The organism is Rhizobium sp. BK251 (assembly GCF_004345245.1).
Taxonomy (GTDB): domain Bacteria; phylum Pseudomonadota; class Alphaproteobacteria; order Rhizobiales; family Rhizobiaceae; genus Rhizobium.
Genome location: NZ_SLUQ01000001.1, coordinates 468,638 through 489,726, shown reverse-complemented (window position 1 = coordinate 489,726; position 21,089 = coordinate 468,638). Strand labels below are relative to the sequence as shown.

Here is a 21,089-nt window from a genome sequence, read left to right as displayed (position 1 = left end):
CTGAGCCCGGCCATTCACTGGCCTGGCGGCCTGTCTCGCCCTCTCTTCAACGAGGCAGGGCGACGGCCGGATGAAAAACAGGGCAAGGCGAAGGTACCGACGGCTCATGATGCGCCCACCGGAGCCCAAACCAATGAACACCGATCTCCTGACGCTTTTCGATGCCGATGAAGCCACGATGCAGCGCCTCGTTGCCGAGGCGCTTTCCGGGGCCGATGACGGCGAGCTCTACATGGAGCACGCGCAGGCGGAATCACTGAGCTTCGACAACGGACGGCTGAAGGGCGGCAGCTTCAACACCGAGCAGGGCTTCGGGCTTCGCGCCGTAGCCGGCGAAGCAGTCGGCTATGCCCATGCGGGCGACCTTTCCGTGGCTGCCTTGAAGCGCGCCTCCGATGCGGTCGGTGCGGTCACCAAGGGCTACTCCGGCAGCTATGCCGCCGCGCCGCAGCGGACCAACAAGAAATTCTATTCCGACGAGAATCCGATCGGCTCGCCTACCTTCGAGGAGAAGGTCAAATTGCTGACGGACGTCGACGCCTATCTGCGTGGCAAGGATGCCAAGGTGCGCCAGGTCACGGCCTCGGTTGCCGCCAGCTGGCAGGTCGTCGAAATCCTCAGGGCCGATGGCCACCGCGTGCGAGACATCCGTCCGATGACCCGGCTCAACATCTCGGTCGTCGTCGGTGACGGCGACCGGCAGGAGTCCGGTTCCTTCGGCACCGGCGGGCGCATCGGCTTCGGCGACTTCCTCACGGAGGGAAGCTGGCAGAACGGCGCCGACGAGGCGTTGCGCCAGGCACTCGTCAATCTGGAAGCCATCGACACGCCGGCGGGCACGATGGATGTCGTGCTCGGTTCGGGCTGGCCCGGAGTGATGCTGCACGAAGCCGTCGGCCACGGCCTCGAAGGCGACTTCAACCGCAAGAAGACCTCCGCCTTCGCGGGGCTCCTCGGCCAGATGGTCGCCTCCCCCGGCGTCACCGTCGTGGACGACGGCACCATCGACAACCGCCGCGGCTCGATCACCATCGACGACGAGGGCACACCCTCCGGCTACAACGTCCTCATCGAGAACGGCAAGCTCGTCGGCTACATGCAGGACCGGCAGAACGCACGGCTGATGGGCATGAAGCCCACCGGCAACGGCCGTCGCCAGGGCTATGCCCATGTGCCGATGCCGCGCATGACCAACACCTACATGCTCGGCGGCGACAAGACGCCGGAAGAGATCATTGCCTCGGTGAAGAAGGGCATCTATGCGGTCTCCTTCGGCGGCGGTCAGGTCGACATCACCTCCGGCAAGTTCGTCTTCGGATGCACGGAAGCCTACCTGATCGAGAACGGCAAGATCGGCGCACCGGTCAAGGGCGCGATGCTTATCGGCAACGGGCCGGATGCGATGAAACGCGTTTCGATGATCGGCAACGACATGAAGCTCGACACCGGCATCGGCAATTGCGGAAAAGGTGGGCAATGGGTGCCGGTCGGCGTCGGCCAGCCTCATCTCAGGATGGATCAGGTAACGGTCGGCGGTACGCAGACCTGACGCCGGAAGGCGAACCCCTCATATCGGCCGCGGAGCCTGCTTGGCTCTGCGCCGACTTTCGGGCGATGACGCAAGGCATTGAAATCAAAACATATTATTCATGAACTTCAGATTCCGATTCATCTGAAGCTCATGTTTTGATTCAAAAGTGTCAGGTTAACCCTGCCCCGGCAGCAACACGCAGTCGTAGGAGCGCTTCCTCAGCGCGTCGCAGGCGGAGACGGCAGCCTCCCGGCTCTTGAAGCCGGTGAAGCGGGCCCGGTAGATCATGTTCTGCCCCTCCCCGACCGGCTCGGTGTAAGGCGAGGCCTTGCGCAGGGGCTTGCCAGCCTCGGCCTGCGCCTGAGCGAGGATCGCCATGGCCGCCTCGGCGGTCGGGGCAGCCGATATCTGTACCGCCCACCCGGTATTCGCGGCCGGTTGGGGCGTACGCGGCTCGATCAACATTGTCGGGCGGTCACCCGGCTGGATCGCATTGCCGGGGCTCATTGCGATGATGGCGGCGACGGAATTGGCATTGTCACGCTGTGGGGTGGCAAAGGGGATAGGAGCGTCGCTAGCCTGCGAGGCGGAGGCGACCTCGACGGTCTTCTGCGTGCTCGGGCGCGCCGCGAGCTGGGTGCCTGCGCTTTCGCCGCCGAGATAGCGGTCCATCAGCGCGGCCATCTGGGCATCACGGCTCTTTGCAGTCCTTCCGCCCATAACGACGCCAATGAGGCGCCGGTTGCCCTGCCTCACCGCACTGACCAGATTGAAGCCGGAGGCATTGGTATAGCCGGTCTTGATGCCGTCCATTCCCTCGTAGCGATACATGAGATTGTTGTGGCCGCGGATCGTCCGGCCCCGGAAAACGAAGCTCGAGGCCGAGAAGAGCTTATATTCGCCAGGATAGTCTCTGAGTAGAGCCATGCCGAGGATCGACATGTCGCGCGCCGTGGTGACTTGGCGGGCATCCGGAAGACCGGATGCATTGGTGAACACGGTCTGTCTCATGCCGAGCCGACGCGCTTTGGCGGTCATCATCGCGGCGAATGCTTCTTCCGATCCACCAAGCTTCTCGGCCATGGCCGCCGCTGCGTCATTTGCCGACTGGACGATCATCCCGAGCACGGCTTCCTTCACCGAGACCGCCTGTCCGGCCTTGACGCCGAGCTTCGTCGGAGGCTTGGCCGCTGCAGTCCTGGAAAAGGGAACTTGTGAATCCCAGCGCAGCTTGCCGCGATGAAGCGCCTCGAAGGTCATATAGAGCGTCATCATCTTGGTGAGGGACGCCGGATGGTTCAGCGTATCGGCGTTGTCGGCGCCAAGGACGGCGCCGGTGCGCGCATCCACCACCAGGTAGGCGCTGCCGGCACTCGCCATAGCAGGCATGGATATCAGTCCGATTATTGCCAAAAGGACAGCCAGCAGCTTCATCCAAATCCCCGTTCTATTGCGATCGTCCTTGCCGGAGCGAACTGTCCCGCGTCGAGACGGGTCAAGCGCTTCTGCGCCACTTTAAGACAACGTCGGCTTGGAATTTTCTCTTTTTGGTTCGTTGGTTAACCGACGCCTAACCTCGGCTCCAATATCGACGTTCAGTAAGACTTAACAAGCCTCCCCCTAGACTTGGCCACAACTATTCGAATGCTGGGCGAACCTCATGAAAGACGGCATAAAGCCACTTTTGCGAAGCTATGGCAAGCAGGCGGCGATTTCCGGCGCGCTGGAAGTCTCCTCGCTGCTTGGCGCGGCGGGCCTTTTGCCCGGCGCGCGCGGCCGCGGCGCCGTCTTCACGCTGCACCATGTGCGACCTCACCTGCCCCGTCCATTCGAGCCAAACCGCCATCTCGAGATTGCGCCTGAATTCCTGGATCTGGCGATCCGGCAATTGAAACGCGACGGCTATGTCTTTGTGGCGCTTGATGAATTGCCGGCACTTCTCGACGGACCGGGCAATTTGCCTCCCTTTGCCGCCTTCACGCTCGACGACGGCAATCGCAACAACGCCGAGCACGCGCTGCCCGTTTTCGAGCGCCACCAGGTTCCGTTCACGGTCTTCGTCTGCCGGGGCCTTTCGGAGAGAACGCACGGCATGTGGTGGGAGACGCTCGCTGCACTTCTCGGCGCTCTCGACCGGGTGACGTTCGACTTCGGTCAAGGCGAAGAGACGCTGGAGCTTCGCACGCCGACCCAGAAGCAGTCCGCGTTCGACGCCTTCGCTGCCTATGTCCACAGCACGGATGAAGCCGAGGCAGTCGCGGCGATCGGTCGGCTGGCACAGAGCCATGGCGTCGATCCGCTCGGGATCGTCGAGCGGCTGATCATGGATGGCGACGAGTTGAAGAGACTTGTGGAAAACCCGCTCGCTTCGCTTGGCGCCCACACCCTGAGCCACAGGGCTCTCGCGCGGCTCTGCGAAGCGGAGGCTGCGGCCGAAATGGTCCTCTCGGCCGACTATGTCGCTACCCTCACCGACCGGCGGCCGTCGACGCTGGCCTATCCTTATGGAACGCCCGGCGCCGTCTCCAAGCGCGAGGCGCGCCTCGCCTCGGAACTCGGTTTCAAGGTGGCGGTCACCACCCAACCCGGCACGATCAGTCCGGAGCCGGGCATGCCGCTCACACATCTGCCGCGCCTATCGCTCAACGGACATTTCCAGAAACCGCGCTACGTTTCGGCGCTCGCCTCAGGCATCCCCTTTCGCCTTAAGGCGCGATAGAGGATCAAGGATACATCCGGACCTTCTGCCAGGGCGCGTCCAGCGTCTGACGGCGAAACTCGACGCGGTCATGCAGGCGGAACTTGCCGTCGTGCCAGAACTCGATCGAGACCGGCCTGATACGGAAGCCGGACCAATGTTCGGGCCTCGGGATGTCACCGATCGCGTAACGAGCGGTGTATTCGGCCACTGCCCTTTCCAGCGCAAAGCGACTTTCGAGCGGGCGCGACTGCTTGGAAGCCCATGCGCCGATACGGCTGCCGCGCGCCCGCGTCTTGAAATAGGCGTCGGCCTCCGCGTCGGTCACGATCTCCACCGGCCCACGCAGCCTCACCTGGCGGCGCAGCGATTTCCAGTGGAAGCACATGGCCGCTTTCTTTTGGCCGAGTATTTCGTGGCCTTTCTGGCTCTCGAAATTTGTGTAGAATACGAATCCTTCGCTGTCGAAACCCTTCAGGAGAACCATGCGGACATTCGGCAACCCGTTTTCATCGACAGTCGCGAGTGCAACCGCATTTGGGTCATTGATCTCTGAAGTCTCCGCCTCCTTCAGCCACGAAGCGAAAAGGGCGAAGGGCTCGTCCTGCTGTGTGAAGTCACCGCTTGTTAACTCATTCTCAGACATATTAGTTCAAATGCCCCAAGTTTCTTCGAAATTGCCCAGCTGCTCGTGACTGGACAGGACGTACGGTGGAAGACATAGCAAAGTCAAAGCTTGAGACAAAGGGCATGGTTAGACGGAACGCAAAGTCCCTCGCGGTTTGCGTTGCGCTGCTTTCCCTTTCCGGCTGCATGGGTAGCGGCATGGATTTCCTTGGAAGCGCCAAGGTCGACCGTTCGGTTGCAACCGGCACAGTGCCCCAGATTCCGAGCACGGATACGCTCTCGGACGAAATGACCGTGCGCAATGCCGTGAGTTCGGCCGACCTCCAGAAACTCGAAGGCCAGCCGCTGCCTTGGGCAAACGCGTCGACGGGCAGCGCCGGGGTGATCGAAACCATCGTCGAAAACAGCGATTCCGGTCATGTCTGCAGGCAGTTCCGTACCACGCGGCATTCCTATGGCGGCATCGCGAAGTTCCTCGGCCGGACCTGCCTGGTCGGCGAAGGAAACTGGGCGTTGCTGAGCTTCCAGCAAGACGGCTAAGAACGGTCTATCGATAGCTGCGGCCCCTGGCGGCCGCGCGCTTTGTCCATCAACGGTTAACCATGACGCCGCAAACGGGCCGACCGCCCGGTTGCCGACGCTTGCCCGTAACAACTGGTTAGCAACTTTCGCTGAAAATCCCGCTATCTGCGCGTTCCCTCGGTCGAGCCTATGCATGGCGCGGGCGGGGACGCGCTGTTGGTCAGGTCAGATGATGCGGTGGGCGGACAGGCCTGCAGCGTCGCAAATCGGCGGTTTTGGCATGCGTGATCCTTACAAGATACTCGGCGTCAGACGGGATGCGGGCGTTGACGAGATCAAATCCGCCTGGCGGAACATGGCAAAGGCCATCCATCCGGACCGGAACCAGGACGACCCCACGGCGGCCGCGCGCTTTGCCGAGGTTGGCCGAGCCTATGAAACCCTGAAGGATCCGGAAAAGCGCAATCGCTTCGACGACGTGCTGCGCATGGCGGAAGCCAAGCAGCGGGGGCAGACGATCATCCAGCAACGGCAGGCGGCGCGTGACGCGGCCGAGCGCGCAAAGGTAGCGCGGGCGAATGCTGAGCGGGTGATGGAAGAACTCGAGCGTGCAAACGCCCAGAAGGCCAAGCAGGCACAGAGCCCAGGCCAAAGCCAATCCCAGGCCGCCGGTCCACAGAAGCCGACCGAAGCAAATCCCCAGCAGCAGGCGAACGCCGCTGCTGCGCAGAACAGAGCCAACCCGGCAGAATCCGCCGAGGACATGGTCGAACGCATCTTCGGTGCGCAGGCCCGCGCTGCTTCCCAGGCGACCCCGGAAAGGGCTCCCGCCGGCGAGCGAATCGAGGAGAATCGCGAAGAACAGACGGAAGCCAGCGCGAGCGGCGAGGCAAATGCCGCGGCGCCCAGTGGCCTTGCATCCCTGATCCCGCTTCAGCCGCTGAGCATCATCTCTTCCCTGGTGCGTCGCATCACCGGCAGCACGCCCGCTTTGGAAAAGGCGCCAGATGTCATCATCGAGGCGACCGTCACGATCGACGATATCCTGAAGGCGAGCTCCGTCACCCTCGAACTGCCGGAGGGCCGGGAAATCCGCTTCAACGCCGCGCCGGGCACTACCCATGGCCATAGCGCTCGGCTGAAGGGCCAGGGGCTCAGGCTGCAGGGTCTTCAACGCGGCGACGTCGTCGTCAATGTCCGCGTCGCCGAGCACGAGCGCTTCGCCGTCAAGGGATTCGATATCCACACGAGTTTTCCCATTACGATCGAGAATGCCGTCCTCGGCTGCGAGACCATGGTCGAGGGGCCAACGGGATTCGTGAAGCTGACGGTTCCGGCCTGGTCCGGCTCCGACCATCAGGTCAGGATCGAGGGCCAGGGCCTGCCGGACGGCAACGGCGGAAAGGGCGATCTCGTCGTCGAACTGCGACTAATGCTGTGGGAAAAGCCGGACGACAAAGTCACCGACCTGATGCGCAGCATGCGCGAAGGGCTGTTTTTGTGAAATTTCGGTGACATACGCACCCTTTGTTACGCTACCTTACAGTTGATGATCTTCGCGATGCTTGAACCGTAGAACGGCCTATGCCATAGGCAGGATCAATCAAGTGTCCAAGGAGCAAGATATGGCCCAGGCAACAGGCCTCATGACAGGAAAGCGCGGCGTCGTTCTTGGCGTCGCAAACAACCGGTCCATCGCATGGGGGATTGCCAAGGCCATACATGCCCACGGCGGCGAAGTCGCCCTGACGTATCAAGGCGATGCCCTCAAGAAGCGCGTCGAGCCGCTCGCTGCCGAAATCGACGGAATCATGGTCGGCCACTGCGACGTCAGCGACGAATCGACAATCGATGCCGTTTTCGATGAGGTCGAGAAGCGCTGGGGCAAGATCGACTTTGTCGTTCATGCCATCGGTTTCTCCGACAAGGATGAGCTGACCGGGCGCTATGTCGACACTTCGCCGGACAATTTCACGAAGACGATGCAGATCTCCGTTTATTCCTTCACCTCGATCGCCCGGCGCGCCGAGAGGCTGATGACGGATGGCGGCTCCATGCTGACCCTCACCTATTACGGTGCCGAGAAGGTCATGCCGAACTACAACGTCATGGGCGTCGCCAAGGCTGCCCTGGAAGCGAGCGTCAAGTACCTCGCCGTCGACCTCGGGCCCAAGAACATCCGCGTCAACGCCATTTCCGCCGGCCCGATCAAGACGCTCGCGGCCTCGGGCATCGGTGACTTCCGCTACATCCTGAAGTGGAACGAGTACAACGCGCCGCTCCGCCGCACGGTGAGCATCGAGGAAGTCGGCGATGTCGGTCTCTATTTGCTCTCCGACCTTTCCCGCTCGGTCACCGGCGAGATCCACCACGCCGACAGCGGCTACCATGTCGTCGGCATGAAGGCTGTCGACGCACCGGACATTTCCGTCATCAAGGACTGATGGCGACCCAGCGGAGCTGAACCGTGCTCATCTACGTGATCCGTCACGGTCAGACAGACTGGAATGCCGAGCGTCGCCTGCAGGGCCAGAAGGACATCGCGCTCAACGCGATCGGCCGCGAACAGGCCAGGGAAAACGGCGTCGCGCTTGCGGCTCTGCTGGCGGAAGAAGTCGGCGAATACGACTTCGTGTCGAGCCCGCTCCTGCGCACGCGCGATACGATGGAGATCGCACGTGCGGCCATGGGTCTTCCCCCCAAGGACTACCGTATGGACGATCGGCTGGTGGAGGTTTCATTCGGCGATTGGGAAGGCCTCACCATCAAGCAAGTCAAGGCAGTGCAACCCGACCGCGTGCGCGAGCGCAATGCCGCGAAATGGGATTTCATACCGCCCGGCCAGGATGCGGAAAGCTACGAGATTCTTTCCTGGCGCGTTGGCGCATGGCTGCAGTCGGTCGAGCGCCGTACGGTCTGCGTGACCCATGGCGGCGTCATCCGTTCGCTCTTCAGGCTGATTGCGGATGTTTCGAAGGCCGAAGCCGCTGAAATCGAAATTCCCCAGGATCGCATTCTGAAAATCGACCTCGCCGGCAGGCTGATCGATTGGCTGTAAAGCCCGGTTTCGTATCAACTCAAATTTTCAGACTGGTTGATGCCGCGCTTCAGAGCGTGCGGCATCGCTTGCGCGCCAACGGCCGCGGGCGGCGCAACGCTACGGTCAGTGCACGACGTCGAGGTCGTTGATGACGCGCTTGCCGTCTACTTCCGTGTAGAAGACGATGACCTTCACGCCCGCCTTGAGGCCGTCGAAGTTGAATTCGTCGGGAACCTGGTAGGTCTTGCCGTCGTCGAGCGTCAGGCTGAGATTGTTCATGTCAACCTTCTCGATCGTCGCCTCGACGTCCGCACTTTCTGCGAAAGCACCAATCGGCGAAAGGAAGCTCGCCGTAGCCATGAGCGTGGCAACGAAGAAGCGCATTGGAATGTTCCCTCTGACTTTTTGCACCAATGTGTCGCGTGGCACAGATAGCTCCTCGAATATGGCGAAAATTGCCCGGAAGGATGACGTTTCCGGTCCAATTGATGAACGGATTTTTAAGCATAATCAAGAGCCAACGGCCATTTCCCCCCAGCGTTCCACTGGTCTGGCATCCTTCATGCAATCGTAAATTAACCCGCCGGCACGTAAGGTCCGCTCCAGATCAAGGAGTAGGATTTTGGCATTCTGGAATGGCGACAGCAGGCGGCTTCACGGGGCATTCAAAGACACCCGCCTGTCCTTTGGCATCTGCATCCTCGTCGCCCTCGCCGTCACAGCGATCGGGATCGCGCTCGACAGAGCGAACACCGCTTCGCACGTACGGGAACTCCATATCCGCACCGAAAACGAGACGAGCCTCATTCGTACCCGCGTGGTCGCGCGGATAAGCAACGACGTGACCATCATGCGCGACCTTGCCAACCTGGTTGCGCTCGGCCCCTCTCTCGAAGAGGGTGAACTCGAGCGACAGATCAACTGGCTGCTGATCCAGAACCCGCATCTCCTCAAGATAACACTTGCGCCGGACTTCAAGGTGAGCGCCGTCCTTCCGCCGCAGGGAAGCGAGGATCGAATCGGCAGCGACGTGCGCGAGCCGCTCCTTGCCCACCAGGCCTTGGCACGCAACGCCGGCCAACAGGCTGCGCGCTTCTACGGCCCGATTGCCGGAAACAATCGCCAGAATGCCTTCGCAATCCTCTTTCCGGTCTTCGTCAAGCAGGACGGCAAGCGCAGGCTCTGGGGCGCCATCGAGGCCGCTATCGACCAGAACATGTTCTACGAGTCGACAGGTCTGAAGCCCGCCCGCAACGGCGAGAACCAGCAGAAATATCCACACCTGGACCACCTCTCGATCGCGCTACGTGACATGAGCTCGCCGGCCGGCGTCGCCATGCAGCCGTTTCTCGGCGAACGCTCGGTCTTCGGCGATCAGCCGGTGCGAAAAGTGATCGATTTCGCCGGCGGCCGCTGGGAGCTGGCTGCGCTGCCGAACACCGGCTGGGATTCAGCACCCGAAAACCAGGCGGTGCTTCGAGCCGTCATCATTTCGGCCGGCGGCATCATCATAGCCTCCGTGTTCTTCGTCACCCTCCTGATCGGCGAGCGCAACCGCAACATCTTCGAGCTTGAAGCGCGCGAGGCGAAGCTCCTCGAACTTTCCCAGCGGCTGGACCTCGCGCTGGAATCGTCCAACATCGGCGTTTGGGAGCAGCGCGACGACGACGACAATCTCTTCTGGGACGTGCGCTCTTCCGCCTTGCATGAGCGGCCGGCCAAGGAGGGGCGCCAAAAGCTGGAAGAGTGGCTCGCCGCCGTCGTGCCCGAAGACCGCCCGGCGGTCGAGGCGCATTTCTTCAGTTGCAGCATCGCCCGCGCTTCCAGCAACGTTCAGTACCGGATCAGGTGCGCGGACGGCTCGATCCGGCACCTCCGTTCCGTCGGGTCGCACGATGTTGACGCCGCCGGCGCCGGCAAGACGATCGGCATCGTCTGGGATGTGACAAGCGATGCGGAGATGGCTGACACGCTGCGCCAGGCAAAACACACGAGCGATATCAAGAATGCCGAACTCGAGCTTGCGCTGGAGGAGCTTTCGAGCCGCGAGCAGCAGCTCGACGAGCTTTCGCGCAAGCTGGATTTCGCTCTGGATTCCTACCGCTGCGGCATATGGGAGGCCGTCGCCGGCAGATCCGGCGCCCTGTGGGACGAGCGCATGAGGGAGCTTTACAGCCTCGACACCGACAGCAGCCACGTGACCGAAGAGCAATGGCTGAGCAATATTCATCCCGAAGACCGGCCCATCGCTCTTGCAACGGCGAGCAAGTATCTGCGTCCCGGCGATGCCCAGAGCTTCGTCTGCCGCATCCTGTGCAAGGATGACGAGGTCCGCTACGTCCGCTCCGTCGGCAAGGTGCACGCGACCAGGGACGGCGGGCTCAAGATCATCGGCATCGCCTTCGATGTCACCGATGACGCCGTGATGACCGCTCAGCTGAAGGCAGCGAAGGACGAAGCGGTTGCCAAGAACATCGAGCTCGAACTCGCCAAGGACCGCATCGAGCACAATGCGCTTCACGATCCGCTCACCGGGCTCGCCAACCGGCGCAAGCTCGACATCGCCCTCGAGGGGCTGACGGCCGACGGGCGGGCGCAGCGCCAGCGCTTCGCGATCCTGCATATCGACCTCGACCGGTTCAAGGAAATCAACGACACGCTCGGCCACGCCGCCGGCGACGCGATGCTCGTCCATGCTTCGCGCGTGCTTGCCAAGAACGTGCGCGGCAGCGACATCGTCGCCCGCATCGGCGGGGACGAATTCGTCATCGTCGCGACTGACACCGGCGAGCCGAAGGAGATGGCCGCCCTTGCCGGCCGCATCATCGAGGAAATGCGCCAGCCGGTCGATTTCCAGGGCTTTTCCTGCCGCTGCGGCGTCTCGATCGGCATCGCGCAGGCGGGCGGCACGCATATCGACGCGCGCAAGGTGCTGATCAATGCCGACATTGCGCTCTATCGCGCAAAGAGCCTCGGACGGAACCGTTTCGAATTCTTCAACCAGAACCTCCAGGCCGAAATCATCAACAGCAAGCGCACGGCTGATGAGATTCTCGCCGGCCTCGACAATGGCGAGTTCACCGCCTGGTACCAGCCGCAGTTCGATGCGAAGACGATGCAGTTGACCGGCGTCGAAGCGCTGGTGCGCTGGAACCACCCCGTGAAGGGCGTGTTGGCGCCGGACAAATTCCTTCGCATCGCCGACGAACTCAACGTTGTCCACTCGCTTGACAGGATCGTCCTGGAGACGGCGCTCAAGGACAAGATGCTCTGGGCCGCGCGCGGCATCTCGGTGCCGAAGGTCTCCGTCAACGTCTCGTCGCGGCGCCTGCATGACGGCAGCCTCATCGATACGCTGACGGGCCTGCAGATCAGGCCGGGCGAGATCTCTTTTGAACTGGTGGAATCGATCTTCCTGGACGAGAGCGAGGACGTCGCCTCGCAAAACCTCGAACGCATCAAAGGGCTCGGCATCGACATCGAGATTGACGATTTCGGCACCGGCCATACCTCGATCGTCAGCCTGCTGAAATTGCGACCCAAGCGGCTCAAGATCGACCGCCAGCTCGTCAAGCCCATCCTCGTTTCGACGCAGGAGCGTTCGCTGGTGCGATCCATCATCGAGATCGCCCGTTCGCTGGGTGTCGAGACGGTCGCCGAGGGCGTGGAGACGTGGGATCATGCAGTGTTGCTGAGAGAGCTCGGCTGCGACCTGCTCCAGGGCTTTGCCTTTGCCCGCCCCCTTTCCTTCGAGGACTTCACGGCCGCCGCCCTCGGGTCGGCCTGGCGGATGGCATCGTAAGGGGCCCGCTGTCGCCGATTGCGGAATTTCATTCCTGGCAACCCCATCCGCGGCGGAAAGAAAAGGCTTTTGCCTTTGCTTCTTTTTGGCCTATGAGTGTGCCGCATTTTGAAGAATGGAATGGCCCGACCGGCACGCCGCCGCCCGGCCATGCCCGATCGGTAGAAATCCATGTCGCACAACACATTCGGCCATCTTTTCCGCGTCACAACATGGGGCGAGAGCCACGGGCCGGCACTCGGCTGCATCGTCGACGGCTGCCCTCCCGGCATCCGCTTCACGCTGCAGGACATCCAGGTGTGGCTCGACAGGCGCAAGCCCGGCCAGTCGCGTTTCGTCACCCAGCGGCGCGAGGACGACCTGGTACAGGTCCTCTCTGGCGTCATGCTGGACGATGACGGGCAGACGATGATCACGACGGGCACGCCCATCTCGATGAAGATCGAGAATACCGACCAGCGCTCCAAGGACTACGGCGAGATCGCCCGGCAATACCGGCCCGGTCATGCCGACTTTACCTATGACGCGAAATACGGCATCCGGGACTATCGCGGCGGCGGCCGTTCTTCGGCCCGTGAAACCGCCGCAAGAGTGGCCGCCGGCGCTCTCGCGCGGAAGGTCGTGCCCGGCCTCACGGTTCGCGCCGCGCTTACCCAGATCGGCAAGCACAAGATCAACCGCGCCAACTGGGACTGGGATCAGGTCGACCGCAACCCGTTCTTCGCACCCGATGCGGCAATCGTGCCCGTCTGGGAAGAATATCTCGACGGCATCCGCAAGGCTGGCTCGTCGATCGGCGCCGTCGTGGAGGTCGTCGCAGAAGGCGTTCCGGCCGGGCTCGGCGCGCCGATCTACGGCAAGCTCGACCAGGACATTGCCGGGCTCCTCATGTCGATCAACGCCGTCAAGGGCGTCGAGATCGGCGAAGGATTCGCCTCAGCCGAACTGACCGGCGAGGAAAATGCCGACGAGATGCGCATGGGCAACGACGGCAAGCCGATCTTCCTCTCCAATCATGCCGGTGGCATCCTGGGCGGCATATCGACCGGCCAGCCGGTCGTCGCCCGCTTCGCGATCAAGCCGACTTCGTCTATCCTGACGGAGCGCCGCTCGATCGACGCGGACGGCAACAATGTCGACATTCGCACCAAGGGCCGGCACGACCCCTGCGTCGGGATTCGCGCGGTACCGATCGGCGAGGCCATGATCGCCTGCGCCGTTGCCGACCACTATCTCCGGGACCGCGGCCAGACCGGCCGGCTGAAATAAGGACCAGCTGCATGCCCTACGACCAGAAGCGCGTCGTCGATGCCATCCGGGCCTTCGAGGCCGGCGAGATCGTCGTCGTCATGGACGACAACGACCGCGAGAACGAAGGCGACCTGATCGTCGCCGCCGTCCACTGCACATCCGAGAAGATGGCCTTCATCGTCCGCCATACCTCCGGCATCGTCTGCGCGCCGATGCCGCGCGAGGAGGCAAAGCGGCTCAATCTCAACGCCATGGTGGCGGAAAACGATTCGGCCCACACGACCGCTTTCACGGTGTCGGTGGACTTCAAGCATGGCACCACGACCGGTATTTCCGCCGACGACCGCACGCTGACGGTGCGCAATCTTGCCAATCCGAATGCCGGTGCCGCGGATTTCGTCCGGCCCGGGCACATCTTTCCGCTGGTCTCGCGCGAGGGCGGGGTGCTGATGCGCTCCGGCCACACCGAGGCTGCCGTCGACCTCTGCAAGCTAGCCGGCCTGCCGCCGATCGGCGTCATCTCGGAGCTCGTCAACGACGACGGCACCGTGACGCGCGGCGAGCAGGTGGTGGATTTTGCGGAGAAACACGGGCTGAAGCTTCTCTCGGTCGCCGATCTCATCGCCTACCGCCAGCGCAAGGAAACGCTGATCGAGCTGGTTTCCAGCTTCGACGTCGAGACAAGTTTCGGCAAGGCACGCGCCCACACCTATTCCCTGCCCTGGGATCCGATGCAGCATATGGCCGTGATCTTCGGCGACATCCGCGACGGCATCGACATCCCGGTGCGCCTGCATCCGGAAAACGTGGCGGAGGACATCTTCGGCAAACGCCGGCCGGTCGACCACTATATGCAGAGGATTGCCAAGGAAGGCCGCGGCATCATCGTCTATCTTCGCGAGGGTTCCGTCGGCGTCGGCCACCATGACAACGGCCGCAAGGCGCGCCAGCAGGATCGCGAAGCCCATGCGGAAGCCCGCAGCCGCGAAAACGAATGGCTGGAGATCGGCCTCGGCGCACAGATCCTGAAGGATCTCGGCGTGACTTCGATCAAGCTCCTGACGACCCGCGAACGCCACTATGTCGGCCTGGAAGGATTCGGCATCCGCATCTCGCAGACCGATATCTGCTGAACGAAAGGGAGCGCCCCGCGGCGCTCCCTGGACTGCTGACAGACCTCTTGTGGTTCGACGCACCCTGATTTTCCGTCATTCCGGCCTTGAGCCGGAATCCAGGCAGCCGCGCGTCCGCGCGGCGAAAGAGTCTTTCGCGATCAAGGACTTGATCGCGCTGGATACCGGCTCAAGGCCGGTATGACGGCGGTGGGTATTTTGCCGCTTTCTAAGCAGTCAATCGAGTTGAGGGCTTTGTCGACAGTCTGACGAGCGCCCCGAGGCGCTCCCTCTTTCTCTCGTGATCAGGTGCGGTAGTCGGGATCCTGTCGATCGAGAACACGACGTACACTTTCGAGGTGCATGCGCGCGCTTTCCGGGTCGCCTTCCCGCATCTGCCTCGCAGCCTCGGCGGCGACATCGGCGGCAACGGGGACCAGGCGACGGCCCGTGCTCATGGCCTTGAGCTGAACTTCGGCAGCGCGCTCGAGATAGTAGAGATCGTCCCAGGCTTCCGCGATATTCGGCGCACAGACCATGACCCCGTGATTCTTCATGAACAGGATGTCCTTGTCGCCGAGCACGGCGGCGATGCGGTCGCCCTCGCGCTCGTCGAGTGCAAGGCCGTTATAGTCTTCGTCGACGGCAACGCGCCCGTAGAACTTCAACGCCGTCTGGCCGGCCCAGATGAAGGGCTCCCCTTCGACCATGCTGAGCGCGGTGGCGTTCGGCATATGCGTGTGGAATGCGGCTCCAACGCGCGGCGCCATCTTGTGCAGGCGGGCATGGATGAAGAAGGCGGTCGCTTCCGGCACGCCGTCGCCGGCCACGACATTCCCGCCAAAATCGCAGATCAGCAGCGACGAGGCCGTCGCCTCCTGAAAGGCCCAGCCCAGCCGGTTGACGAGAAAGAGGTCGGGATGTCCGGGCACCAGGGCAGAAAAATGATTGCAGATCCCCTCTTCCAGCCCGAGTCTGGCGGCGGTTCTCAGGCAGGCAGCAAGATCGACGCGCGCCTGCCAGATCTCTTCCGTCTCGAGCGAAGCGTTACGCAGGGTCGCCGGTTGCCCCTGGAGCACGTTCATTTGGTGAGCCATCTTGTCTCCTCCTTCTGCCTCTTGCTTACATCCAACCGGCGGCGGCGAAAATCCCCGGCACCTTGTCGAGCGTCGGTACGATCCTGTTGGGCCGGTAATCGCTGAGCTGCTTTCTGCCGGTTCCGCGATCGACCCATATCGTGCGAAATCCAAGCTCGCGGGCTGCCGCATGGTCGAGATGGGGGCTCGCGCAGATATGAACGAGTTGATCCGAATCGATGCCGAGCATTTCCCACGCGTGCAGGAAGATCTGCGGCGACGGCTTGTAGGCCTGGGCCTGTTCGGCGGTGATGACCCGGTCGACGAAGCCGCCGAGCTGCGCGACATTGCCGGCGATGATGGCATTGTCCGTGTTGGAGATGATCGCAAGCCGGAAGCCCGCGGCACTGAGCATGCCTAGCGTCTCGACGACCTCCGGGAACGGCGGCATGCTGCCGATCGACGAGGTGAGCATTTCAGCATCGGCTGGATCGAAAGGCAGGCCGAATTCATCCATTGCAAGCGCCAGTGCCTGCGCCGTCACATCCTTGAAGGAGCGGTGCGGCCGCTGTTTCTCAAGCTCGTGCTCATGCCAGTCATAGACCTTGATGAAGGCATCCTGGTCGATATCGCCTTCCTTGGCCGAGAGTATCCGGTCCATCGCGGCGAGCAGGCCCTCGTCCCACTGGATCAGCGTGCCGTAGCAATCGAAGGTCAACCATGTCGGCCGGTCTCCTGGAATGGTCATCAACTTATCCTCACTGACTTTGGCGCATGTTGACAAAACGCCCGCTCATTGAGAAATTAAATGTCTCGATATTGTGTATTGGAAAATCAAATGAGCTTCGCCTTCGATCTCGATCTGCTCCGCACCTTCGCCGCAGTGGTCGATTCGGGCGGTTTTACACGCGCGGCCGAGCGTGTTCATCTGACGCAATCGACCGTCAGCCAGCAGGTGAAGAAGTTGGAGGCCAATATCGGCCGGGTCCTTCTCCTGCGGGACAAATCCACTGGTGGCGTGCAGACGACCGAGGAAGGCGAAGTCCTTCTGAGCTATGCCCGCCGGCTCCTGGCAACTGCCGAAGAGGCGATGGAGACCATACGCAAGCCGGCGGCCCCGAAGACCGTGCGCCTCGGCGTGCCGGAGGATTTCGCTGGGCGACGGCTGATCGACCTGCTCTCCGGCTTCTCTCTGGCCTCCCCTCATATCCGCCTCGATACCGTGAGTGGATGGAGCACGGAATTGCGCCGCCTCCTCGAGGCCGGCGAGATCGACCTTGCCCTCGTCAAGCGCGAACCTGGCGACGGCGCATCCCTGGCAAGCTGGAACGAGGAACTCGTCTGGGTCGAAAGCGCCAGCCGCCCGGCGCGGGAAGATCCGGTCCCGCTTGCGGTGTTCCCTGTCGGCTGTATCTACCGCGAGCGCGCCATTCGCGCGGTGGAACGCAGTGGACGGCGCTGGCGCATCGCCTATACGAGCCAAGGGCTGATGGGCGTCCAGGCCGCCGTCGCCTCCGGCCTCGGCATCAGCCTCCTGCCCTCGGATGCCGTCTTGCCTGAGCATCGCAAGCTCGGCCCCTCGGAGGGCTTCGACGACCAGCCGGATTCCGAGCTTGCCCTGATCAAGGGAAGGTCGCGCCTATCCTCCGAGACGAAGTTCCTCGCAGACTTTCTCGCAGAGAACCTGCACCCGTGACCTCCGCGATCTTGGCCCGCTAGCTCTCGCCTCCGCGCCACCCTTCGAGGAAGACGACCTTGTCGACGCCCGTGAACTTCGCCAGGCGCTCCAGTTCCGCCTCCAGCTTTTCGAGCCGTCCGGCTGACGCCCTCACACGCGACTCCAGCCAAAGCCGCTTCACTTCCAGCGTCCCTGCCTTGCGGTCGGCCTTCATGTCGATGCGCCCAATGAGCCGATCGCCCTCGAGCAGCGGGAAGACGTAATAGCCATATTCACGCTTCGGCTCCGGCACGAAGATCTCGATGCGATAGAAGAAACCGAAGAGCCTCTCCGCGCGGTTGCGATCGCGCAGGATCGGATCGAACGGTGAGAGCACACGAATGCGTGCCGGCGCCTCCGCATGGTCGTCGATCGTCATTGGAAAATCTGGGAGCGCGAAGGACAGGCGCGGCTTGCCGCCATCCGCAGGGTCGATCAGCACCGCGCAGAGTTCGTCGCGATGCGTCTCCACCCAGGTTTTCGCCTCCTGCGGGCTGATGATGTCCCAGAAGGCTGCGATTTCGCCCGAGGTCGCAAAGCCAAGGCGGTCAAGCGCGCTGCGGCAGGCCCAGTCGACGAAGGCATCGTGATCGACCTCCGGCGCATGAAATTCGGCGGGCAGGACACGCTCGACCAGATCATAAACCTTCTGGAAGTTCGTGCGGCCGGCAATCGCGAACTTCCCGGTCCGCCAGTAATATTCAAGCGCGGTCTTGTTCGGATGCCAGTTCCACCAGCCGCCGGAGACGTGGCCATCGGCCTTTACCTCGCGCGCCATGATCGCGCCATCGCGCAGCACGCGTTCATAAGTTTCCTCGAAGGCGGACTCGAAGCCTTCGCCCCGCCACTTGCGCCATCTTTCGACGATTTCCTGCTCCTCGCGGCGGAACTTGTGCTTCCAGTAGACGAAGAAGGCGCTCGGCAGGATCGAAGCGTCGTGCGTCCAGTTCTCGAAGAGCGCGCCGTCCTTTTCCAAGAGCTCGGTCAGGTGTTCGCGCCGGTAGGTCTGGTTGCGCGAGAAGAGGATCTGGTGGTGCGCCCGCTCCACCGTCTGGATGCTGTCGACCTGCACGAAGCCGATATCCTGGATGAGCTGCAGGAGCCCGGCCTTGTTCAAGGCCCGGTTGGGAGGATTTGCAAGCCCTTGCCTGGCAAGGAAAATACGGCGGGCATCCCGGTTCGAAAGGAGAATCGTCATTGTCTCACTATAGGCTTTTATTCCCATTCATTCAAACCGCATGGATGCAGTTTCAATCGAGCGCCGTTCCGGTCTATAGAGCGACGGATTGATTTTGAACGGGGACATCCATTGGAAATCCGCTTCGAGGAGGCTGCGGTCAGTTTCGGTGATCGCATCGCGCTTCACTCCCTGAATCTCACGCTCGCGGAGCGGCGGATCGGCGTCATCGGCCTCAATGGTTCCGGCAAGACGACCTTTGCGCGATTGATCAATGGTCTCCTGAAGCCGACGAGCGGACGGGTGATCGTCAATGGCCGTGACACGGCGGCCGACGACCGGGCCGTTCTTGCCGATGTCGGCTTCGTCTTCCAGTCGCCGCAGAACCAGATCATCCTGCCGATAGTCAAGGACGACATCGCCTTCGGGCTCAAGGGACGCGGCCGCAAGCCGGCCGAGATCGAGGCCGCAGTCGACGCGATCCTCGCCCGCTTCGACGCGGCGCCGCTGGCCGAGCGGCGGGCGCACGAGCTTTCCGGCGGCGAACTGCAGCTTGCCGCACTCTGCGCCGTCCTCGTGACCGGCCCTCAGATCGTTATCCTCGACGAGCCGACGAACCAGCTCGACATGCGCAACAGGGCGCGCGTGGAGGCGATCATCGCCGGGCTTCCCGAGCATGTCCTCGTCATCACCCATGACCTGCCGTTGATCGAGGATTTCGAGCGCGTGCTCGTGTTCCACGAGGGCCGGCTCATCGCCGACGCCCCGCCCGCCGAGGCGATCGCGCGATATCGCGAGGTCGCCGTCTGATGCGGAGCCTCTATATCGAAACGGATACATGGCTGCATCGCCTTTCGCCCCGCATCAAACTCGTTTTCCTTGCCGTGCTCGGCATTGCGCTGTTTCTCACCAACTCCATCTCCCTGTTGGCGCCTGCCGCACTTTGCGGGGTACTCATCTATTTTCGCCTCGGCCTTTCGGTGGCCGAAGCCCTGAGGCGGCTCAGGCCCGTCCTGCTGACGATCCTTGTCGTTGCGCTTTTCAGCCTGCTCTTCAACCCGTTTCATGATGCCGTCGTCGGTCTCCTGCGGCTGACGGCACTTGTGTTCTTTGCTGCATCCGTCACGGCGACGACGACGATCGCCGCCTTCATCCACGAGGTCACCGCGCTCGCCTCCCCGCTCGAAAGGGCGGGACTGGCAAGGGCTTCCGATATCGGCCTCGCAATCGGGCTCGTCATCCGATTCGTTCCGGAAATCCTGGCGCGGTACGAGGCGATACGAGATGCCCATCGCGCCCGCGGCTTGAATGTCCGCCCGACCACAGTGCTCGTGCCGCTCATCATCCTGACGCTACGCGATGCGGATAACATTGCCGCGGCGATTGACGCGCGGGGCATTCGGCGGCATTTGAATCAAAACTGAAGATTCCGGAGGCACCATGACTACGCGCGACCTCGTCCTTGCCGCCCTCTTTGCCGCCATCATCGTGGCGCTCGGGCTGCTGCCGCCGATCTCGCTCGGCATCATTCCGGTGCCGGTCACCGCCCAGTCGCTGGGCGTGATGCTCGCCGGCGTCGTGCTCGGCGCGCGCCGCGGCGCCGTCGCCGTCCTGATCGTCGTCCTGCTGGTCGCGATCGGATTGCCCGTGCTTTCCGGCGGACGCGGCGGCCTTGCCGTATTTGTCGGCCCGACCGCGGGCTTCTTCATCGGCTGGATCTTCGCGGCCTACACCACCGGCTATCTCAGCGAGCGGCTGGTGGATTCCCGGCAGTCCGGCCTTGTGCAGACCGTCGGCTTCTTCCTCGCGTCGCTGATCGGCGGCATCGTGGTGCTTTACGCCTTCGGCATCACCTATCTGGCGCTTGCCGGCGGCACCGGTTTTTCCACCGCCTTCCTCGGCTCGCTCGCCTTCGTTCCGGGCGATGTCATCAAGGCTGTCGTGGCAGCGCTTGCCGGGCGGGCGGTGATGGTCGGCTATCCGCTGCTGCCGGCTCGCACCTGAGCCTGGCGAGCCTTAGTCAAGGATCTGATAAAGCCAGTCGCGGGTGGCCTCCGGCAGGGGGACGGGTTCGCCATCCTCGGATTCGTGGGCGACCCACAATATTTCCGCCTCGGCCACCGGCTCCCCCTCGGCCGTGACCATGACGTCGAAGCCGACCGATTTCACGCCGATCTTGTCGATGCTGACGATGAAGCGCGCAAACTCGTCATAGCGCAGGCCGCGATGGATCGTACAGGAGACCTTGGTGGCGATATAGACCGGCTCGACCGCCTGTTCCGGCCGGGTTTTCCAGAAATTCAGCACAGCCGTTTCCGCGTGGCGCAGATAGGACGTCGTGAACATCTGCCCATGCATGCCAACGTCGGAGAAGGGAACCCGGATTTCGATCACCTTGGATCGATCGACGCCGTCCATTCAGTATGCCTTCCGCAGCGTGAGTCTGTTTCTGAGGAAAAGCTTATGCACAGGCAGGCAGGAAGTAAACGCGCATGTTCCATGTCGGCGCCTGCGGCATTTGTTGAAATCCACCATG

The 21,089-nt window shown here is 62.6% G+C and carries 20 protein-coding genes; 13 read left to right on the top strand and 7 right to left on the bottom strand.

Annotation, left to right across the window (positions count from 1 at the left end; all coding sequences use genetic code 11):
* Positions 1-133: 133 nt before the first annotated feature.
* Entirely contained in the window at positions 134-1,549 is a 1,416-nt protein-coding gene (tldD, locus tag EV286_RS02295; RefSeq protein WP_132955380.1) for a metalloprotease TldD, read from the top strand.
* Between the two features lie 156 nt (positions 1,550-1,705).
* Here tldD and EV286_RS02290 read toward each other — a convergent pair whose 3' ends face one another.
* Positions 1,706-2,920 carry a D-alanyl-D-alanine carboxypeptidase family protein gene (locus EV286_RS02290; protein ID WP_245500586.1) on the bottom strand — a complete coding sequence of 405 codons (1,215 nt, stop codon included), beginning with the start codon at positions 2,918-2,920 and terminating at the stop codon, positions 1,706-1,708.
* A 271-nt stretch (positions 2,921-3,191) separates the two neighbouring features.
* On the opposite strand from EV286_RS02290, the gene EV286_RS02285 reads away from it, so the two are divergent.
* Positions 3,192-4,250 (top strand): polysaccharide deacetylase family protein, encoded by a 1,059-nt coding sequence (locus EV286_RS02285; protein ID WP_132955378.1) that lies wholly within the window; start codon positions 3,192-3,194, stop codon positions 4,248-4,250.
* A gap of 4 nt (positions 4,251-4,254) precedes the next feature.
* Here the strand turns inward: EV286_RS02285 and pdxH are convergent, their stop codons facing one another.
* Positions 4,255-4,875, bottom strand: a complete 621-nt coding sequence (gene pdxH / locus EV286_RS02280) for a pyridoxamine 5'-phosphate oxidase (protein WP_132955377.1) — start codon at positions 4,873-4,875, stop codon at positions 4,255-4,257.
* 65 nt (positions 4,876-4,940) lie between these two features.
* Between pdxH and EV286_RS02275 the strand changes: the two genes are divergently transcribed.
* The 4 genes from EV286_RS02275 (at position 4,941) to EV286_RS02260 (ending at position 8,436) form a co-directional block, all read left to right on the top strand.
* Positions 4,941-5,396, top strand: a complete 456-nt coding sequence (locus EV286_RS02275; protein ID WP_132955376.1) for an RT0821/Lpp0805 family surface protein — start codon at positions 4,941-4,943, stop codon at positions 5,394-5,396.
* A gap of 262 nt (positions 5,397-5,658) precedes the next feature.
* Positions 5,659-6,882 carry a DnaJ C-terminal domain-containing protein gene (locus EV286_RS02270; RefSeq protein ID WP_132955375.1) on the top strand — a complete coding sequence of 408 codons (1,224 nt, stop codon included), beginning with the start codon at positions 5,659-5,661 and terminating at the stop codon, positions 6,880-6,882.
* Positions 6,883-7,003: 121 nt separating this feature from the next.
* Positions 7,004-7,822 (top strand): enoyl-ACP reductase FabI, encoded by an 819-nt coding sequence (gene fabI, locus EV286_RS02265; RefSeq protein ID WP_132955374.1) that lies wholly within the window; start codon positions 7,004-7,006, stop codon positions 7,820-7,822.
* A gap of 23 nt (positions 7,823-7,845) precedes the next feature.
* Positions 7,846-8,436 (top strand): histidine phosphatase family protein, encoded by a 591-nt coding sequence (locus EV286_RS02260; RefSeq protein ID WP_132955373.1) that lies wholly within the window; start codon positions 7,846-7,848, stop codon positions 8,434-8,436.
* A 105-nt stretch (positions 8,437-8,541) separates the two neighbouring features.
* On the opposite strand, the gene EV286_RS02255 is transcribed toward EV286_RS02260, so the two are convergent.
* Entirely contained in the window at positions 8,542-8,802 is a 261-nt protein-coding gene (locus tag EV286_RS02255; protein ID WP_132955372.1) for a DUF1344 domain-containing protein, read from the bottom strand.
* 238 nt (positions 8,803-9,040) lie between these two features.
* Between EV286_RS02255 and EV286_RS02245 the strand changes: the two genes are divergently transcribed.
* From EV286_RS02245 to ribB, 3 genes are all read left to right on the top strand, one after another.
* On the top strand, positions 9,041-12,220 hold the full coding sequence (locus EV286_RS02245; RefSeq protein ID WP_132955370.1) for an EAL domain-containing protein: 3,180 nt from the start codon (positions 9,041-9,043) through the stop codon (positions 12,218-12,220).
* Positions 12,221-12,391: 171 nt separating this feature from the next.
* On the top strand, positions 12,392-13,489 hold the full coding sequence (gene aroC, locus EV286_RS02240; protein ID WP_132955369.1) for a chorismate synthase: 1,098 nt from the start codon (positions 12,392-12,394) through the stop codon (positions 13,487-13,489).
* Between the two features lie 11 nt (positions 13,490-13,500).
* Positions 13,501-14,604: a 3,4-dihydroxy-2-butanone-4-phosphate synthase gene (gene ribB, locus EV286_RS02235; RefSeq protein WP_132955368.1), complete on the top strand. Its 1,104-nt coding sequence runs from the start codon at positions 13,501-13,503 to the stop codon at positions 14,602-14,604.
* Between the two features lie 284 nt (positions 14,605-14,888).
* On the opposite strand, the gene EV286_RS02230 is transcribed toward ribB, so the two are convergent.
* A complete protein-coding gene (locus tag EV286_RS02230; RefSeq protein ID WP_132955367.1) occupies positions 14,889-15,680 on the bottom strand; it encodes an aldolase in 792 nt (263 codons plus the stop codon).
* Between the two features lie 25 nt (positions 15,681-15,705).
* Positions 15,706-16,407: a haloacid dehalogenase type II gene (locus EV286_RS02225; RefSeq protein WP_132955366.1), complete on the bottom strand. Its 702-nt coding sequence runs from the start codon at positions 16,405-16,407 to the stop codon at positions 15,706-15,708.
* Between the two features lie 90 nt (positions 16,408-16,497).
* Between EV286_RS02225 and EV286_RS02220 the strand changes: the two genes are divergently transcribed.
* Complete coding sequence (locus tag EV286_RS02220) at positions 16,498-17,355, top strand: LysR substrate-binding domain-containing protein (RefSeq protein WP_132955365.1); 858 nt, start codon at positions 16,498-16,500, stop codon at positions 17,353-17,355.
* Positions 17,356-17,374: 19 nt separating this feature from the next.
* On the opposite strand, the gene EV286_RS02215 is transcribed toward EV286_RS02220, so the two are convergent.
* Positions 17,375-18,574, bottom strand: coding sequence for a winged helix-turn-helix domain-containing protein (locus tag EV286_RS02215; RefSeq protein ID WP_132955364.1), 1,200 nt, complete (start codon positions 18,572-18,574; stop codon positions 17,375-17,377).
* A gap of 111 nt (positions 18,575-18,685) precedes the next feature.
* Here EV286_RS02215 and EV286_RS02210 point away from each other — a divergent pair, with 111 nt between their 5' ends.
* The 3 genes from EV286_RS02210 to EV286_RS02200 are packed head-to-tail and all read left to right on the top strand — an operon-like array spanning position 18,686 to position 20,557.
* Complete coding sequence (locus EV286_RS02210) at positions 18,686-19,363, top strand: ABC transporter ATP-binding protein (protein ID WP_132955363.1); 678 nt, start codon at positions 18,686-18,688, stop codon at positions 19,361-19,363.
* Positions 19,363-19,977, top strand: a complete 615-nt coding sequence (locus EV286_RS02205; RefSeq protein ID WP_132955362.1) for an energy-coupling factor transporter transmembrane protein EcfT — start codon at positions 19,363-19,365, stop codon at positions 19,975-19,977. Before EV286_RS02210 ends, EV286_RS02205 begins: the two co-directional genes overlap by 1 nt.
* Before the next feature lie 16 nt (positions 19,978-19,993).
* Positions 19,994-20,557 carry a biotin transporter BioY gene (locus EV286_RS02200; protein WP_132955361.1) on the top strand — a complete coding sequence of 188 codons (564 nt, stop codon included), beginning with the start codon at positions 19,994-19,996 and terminating at the stop codon, positions 20,555-20,557.
* A gap of 12 nt (positions 20,558-20,569) precedes the next feature.
* Here EV286_RS02200 and EV286_RS02195 read toward each other — a convergent pair whose 3' ends face one another.
* A complete protein-coding gene (locus EV286_RS02195) occupies positions 20,570-20,971 on the bottom strand; it encodes an acyl-CoA thioesterase (protein ID WP_132955360.1) in 402 nt (133 codons plus the stop codon).
* Between the last annotated feature and the right edge of the window lie 118 nt (positions 20,972-21,089).

Bases quoted from the DNA above. Each gene is read 5' to 3' on its own strand.
- EV286_RS02230 (WP_132955367.1), bottom strand. From the start codon at position 15,680: ATGGCTCACCAAATGAACGTGCTCCAGGGGCAACCGGCGACCCTGCGT.
- EV286_RS02200 (WP_132955361.1), top strand. From the start codon at position 19,994: ATGACTACGCGCGACCTCGTCCTTGCCGCCCTCTTTGCCGCCATCATC.
- pdxH (WP_132955377.1), bottom strand. From the start codon at position 4,875: ATGTCTGAGAATGAGTTAACAAGCGGTGACTTCACACAGCAGGACGAG.
- EV286_RS02195 (WP_132955360.1), bottom strand. From the start codon at position 20,971: ATGGACGGCGTCGATCGATCCAAGGTGATCGAAATCCGGGTTCCCTTC.
- EV286_RS02270 (WP_132955375.1), top strand. From the start codon at position 5,659: ATGCGTGATCCTTACAAGATACTCGGCGTCAGACGGGATGCGGGCGTT.
- EV286_RS02205 (WP_132955362.1), top strand. From the start codon at position 19,363: ATGCGGAGCCTCTATATCGAAACGGATACATGGCTGCATCGCCTTTCG.
- EV286_RS02255 (WP_132955372.1), bottom strand. From the start codon at position 8,802: ATGCGCTTCTTCGTTGCCACGCTCATGGCTACGGCGAGCTTCCTTTCG.
- EV286_RS02225 (WP_132955366.1), bottom strand. From the start codon at position 16,407: ATGACCATTCCAGGAGACCGGCCGACATGGTTGACCTTCGATTGCTAC.
- tldD (WP_132955380.1), top strand. From the start codon at position 134: ATGAACACCGATCTCCTGACGCTTTTCGATGCCGATGAAGCCACGATG.
- EV286_RS02285 (WP_132955378.1), top strand. From the start codon at position 3,192: ATGAAAGACGGCATAAAGCCACTTTTGCGAAGCTATGGCAAGCAGGCG.
- aroC (WP_132955369.1), top strand. From the start codon at position 12,392: ATGTCGCACAACACATTCGGCCATCTTTTCCGCGTCACAACATGGGGC.
- EV286_RS02290 (WP_245500586.1), bottom strand. From the start codon at position 2,920: ATGCCTGCTATGGCGAGTGCCGGCAGCGCCTACCTGGTGGTGGATGCG.
- EV286_RS02220 (WP_132955365.1), top strand. From the start codon at position 16,498: ATGAGCTTCGCCTTCGATCTCGATCTGCTCCGCACCTTCGCCGCAGTG.
- fabI (WP_132955374.1), top strand. From the start codon at position 7,004: ATGGCCCAGGCAACAGGCCTCATGACAGGAAAGCGCGGCGTCGTTCTT.
- EV286_RS02215 (WP_132955364.1), bottom strand. From the start codon at position 18,574: ATGACGATTCTCCTTTCGAACCGGGATGCCCGCCGTATTTTCCTTGCC.
- ribB (WP_132955368.1), top strand. From the start codon at position 13,501: ATGCCCTACGACCAGAAGCGCGTCGTCGATGCCATCCGGGCCTTCGAG.